The organism is Archangium sp. (genome assembly GCF_036388035.1).
Classification (GTDB): domain Bacteria; phylum Myxococcota; class Myxococcia; order Myxococcales; family Myxococcaceae; genus Archangium.
On sequence record NZ_DASVSO010000350.1, the window covers coordinates 1 to 3,063 of the forward strand.

A 3,063-nucleotide genomic window follows, 5' to 3' on the forward strand; every position below is an offset into this window, starting at 1 on the left:
ATGCGCCGTCGGGGCTGACGGGCCCTCGGAGGGTCTCGAGGCGTCTCCCCGCGAAGAGCCGCGATTCAGGGCCCGTCTATCCGCCTGTTCGCCCATGTGTTCTAAACCGGATGCCCCTGGGGGGGCCTCCCGGGGGTCACCGTGCGGGAGTACCACCGCGACGTGGCAGCGTTCACCGTGATGCTCGCAGAGAACACCGCGCTCCAGGCCCAGCTCCGAGTCAAGCGGAGGATCTTCTTCGTCTCCGCGGCTGCGATCCTGGCGATCCCCCTCGTCCGCCTGCTGCTCTCCGGCACCTTCAACCCCACGTTGGCGCTCGTGCAGCTGCTCTGGGGCCTGAGCTACGTGCTGCTCGGAGTGGGCGTGGGCAGGGGGTGGGTGGCACCGTGGGTGGGGGGGACCCTGGCCGCGCTGGTGTGCGTCCCCGCGGTGGCGACCATCATCCACTTCACCGGCGGGCCGGCGAGCCCCTTCTTCGTGACGATCGCCTGCGCGCCCCTCCTCGTCGCGCTGTTCGCTCCGGACTCCCGGCTGCCGACGCTGGTGTCCCTCGGGGGGATGGTGGGCGCGGTGGGGGTGTTGAACGTCCTGGCGGGAGTCCCCGCGCGCACCTTCCTGCCCCAGGTGCTCATCTTCGGCTGCATCGGGGCGTTCGGCCTCTATGGCGGGCGCACCTACCGGCGGCTGCGGGAGGCGGAGAAGCTGGCGCAGGAGGAGCGGCTGAGCGCCCTGGAGCAGCTGGCCGAGAGCGAGCGCCTCCGGCTGCGCGCCGAGCGCGAGCGCGCCGAGATGGAGCGGCTGGTGATGGTGGGGCAGCTCGCCTCGGGTGTGGCCCATGAGGTGAACAATCCGCTGGCCTTCGTGAAGTCCAACCTGCACTACCTCGAGCGGGAGCTGCTGGACACTCAGGGGCCTCCGGACAAGGAAGAGCTGCGCGAGCTGCTGGACGAGACACGGCAGGGGGTGCTGCGCATCCAGCAGATCGTCATGGACCTGCGGCGCTTCGCCCGGGAGGGCGACGCGCCCACCGAGCAGGGCTCGCCACCCGAGGCCATCGAGGAGGCCCGGCGGCTGGCCTCGGTCCGCCTGCGCGGCCTGGGCGAGGTGGTGGTGGACGTCACTCCGGGGCTGCCAGCGGTGCGCCTGGGGCAGCGGCACCTGGTGCAGGTGCTGGTGAACCTGTTGCTGAACGCGGCGGATGCGGTGGAGGAAGCGATGCCCCCGCGCCGGGCCCGCATCGTGGTCCGGGCCCGACGGGTGGACGGTGGGGTCCGGCTGGAGGTGGAGGACAACGGGGTGGGAATGGCCCCGGAGGTGTTGCCACGGATCTTCGAGCCCTTCTTCACCACCAAGCCGACCGGAAAGGGCACCGGACTGGGACTGGCGCTCTGCCACGAGTACGTCGCTCGCGCGGGAGGAACGCTCACCGCGGAAAACCGGCCCGAGGGCGGCGCACGCTTCGTGCTCACGTTCAGGGAGGTGCTCCAGACCGCCTCGGCGGCGTGAGCACCCGTCTGGCCTCGGCCGCCCGAGAAAGTCCCTCGGTGCCTCTCAGCGACGAGGAGCGATGGGGACCTTCTTCCAGCGGCCCCACGCGACGAACGCAGCCAGCGCGCCCAGGCTGCCCACCACGGGGAAGGCCTGCGCGATGTCGCCCCTCATGACGTGAACTCCGCTGGCGAGCACCATGATGGTGAAGAGGCCGAGAGCCGCCAGGGGCGTCAGGCCGGGACGGATACGGCTCGCAGCGGGAAGGATCATCCCGAGCGCACCGAGCACCTCCACCACGCCGATGAAGCGCGTCAGGGGGATCCGCTGGGTCGGGTCGAGCTTCAGAAGCTCCTCGGCAGGGGTGACCAGCTTCATGCCGCCCGCGCCCATGAAGGCGAGGAAGAGCAGGACCTGGGCGACCCAGAGGCCAATGTGAAGCGCCTTCGAAGCGTGAGGCGCGGGAGCGGAGAGGTTCGCGGAGTTCATGACCGGGATTCCTCGACGAACCCACCCCGTCCGTCAATCACCAAGGCGCGGGGAACCGACGCCTCGAGCCGTCGCGCTGCCCCACCAGCCCTCGCCCCGCCTGTTCGCCCATGGGGTCTAAACCGGATGCCCCTGGAGGGTCATGGTACGAGATGGCATTGAGACCGAAAGGAACCGCCATGACGCTGAGGCTCTATGCCCACCCCTTCTCTTCCTATTGCCAGAAGGTGTTGATCGCGCTTTACGAGAACGACACACGCTTTGAGTTCCGGATGCTCGCGTTCGACGATGAAAAGGTCGCGGTCGAGCTCGAATCGCTGTGGCCGCTCAAACGCATCCCGGTGCTCGTGGACGACGGTCGCACGGTGGTGGAGACGAGCATCATCATCGAGCATCTCGGGCTCCATCATCCCGGGCCGGTGCGGCTCGTCCCCGAGGAGGCGCGCGTCGCGCTCGACGTGCGGATGATGGACCGCTTCTTCGACAACTATGTCATGACGCCGATGCAGAAGCTCGTGTTCGACAGCATCCGCGCGGCGGAGAATCGCGACCGTCAAGGGGTTGCCGAAGCGCGGGCCATGCTCGATACCGCCTATCGCTGGCTCGACGGCGCGATGGCCGGGCGTGAATGGGCCGCGGGCGACGCCTTCAGCCTCGCCGACTGCGCCGCCGCGCCGGCGCTGCTCTATGCCGACTGGGCCCACCCGATAGGCGAGGCGTTCGCGAACGTCCGTGCCTATCGACGGCGGTTGCTGGCGCGGCCATCCTTCGCGCGGGCGGTGGACGAGGCGCGGCCCTATCGCTCACTCTTTCCGCTCGGCGCACCAGAGCGCGACTGAAGGTGGCCGAGTCCGTGTCGCGCCCGAATCCGCATCGGGCGCAACCTGCGCGGACATGACGGTCGGCCCCGCGGAGGCTCCACCGGCTGCTCGGAGCACTTCAATCCGTCCGATCAGGCCCGGTGGGATCGACGTGTCAGTCCCTCGCTGACGCCGCGTTCGGCTCCCCCGTGAGAGGAGCTTCTGAGGACACCGGGGTCCTGGACAGTGTGGCTTGGTGTTTGCACTGCAAGAATGGCGACAGCGC

At 69.3% G+C, this 3,063-nt stretch carries 3 protein-coding genes; 2 read left to right on the forward strand and 1 reads right to left on the reverse strand.

What is annotated here, in order from left to right; genetic code table 11:
• Positions 1-162 precede the first annotated feature (162 nt).
• Complete coding sequence (locus VF697_RS14315) at positions 163-1,506, forward strand: sensor histidine kinase (RefSeq protein WP_331095264.1); 1,344 nt, start codon at positions 163-165, stop codon at positions 1,504-1,506.
• Positions 1,507-1,551: 45 nt separating this feature from the next.
• On the opposite strand, the gene VF697_RS14320 is transcribed toward VF697_RS14315, so the two are convergent.
• Entirely contained in the window at positions 1,552-1,977 is a 426-nt protein-coding gene (locus tag VF697_RS14320; protein WP_331095266.1) for a DoxX family protein, read from the reverse strand.
• 179 nt (positions 1,978-2,156) lie between these two features.
• Here VF697_RS14320 and VF697_RS14325 point away from each other — a divergent pair, with 179 nt between their 5' ends.
• Positions 2,157-2,816 (forward strand): glutathione S-transferase family protein, encoded by a 660-nt coding sequence (locus VF697_RS14325; RefSeq protein WP_331095268.1) that lies wholly within the window; start codon positions 2,157-2,159, stop codon positions 2,814-2,816.
• The last annotated feature ends 247 nt before the right edge of the window (positions 2,817-3,063 follow it).

Bases quoted from the DNA above. Each gene is read 5' to 3' on its own strand.
- VF697_RS14325 (WP_331095268.1), top strand. From the start codon at position 2,157: ATGACGCTGAGGCTCTATGCCCACCCCTTCTCTTCCTATTGCCAGAAG.
- VF697_RS14320 (WP_331095266.1), bottom strand. From the start codon at position 1,977: ATGAACTCCGCGAACCTCTCCGCTCCCGCGCCTCACGCTTCGAAGGCG.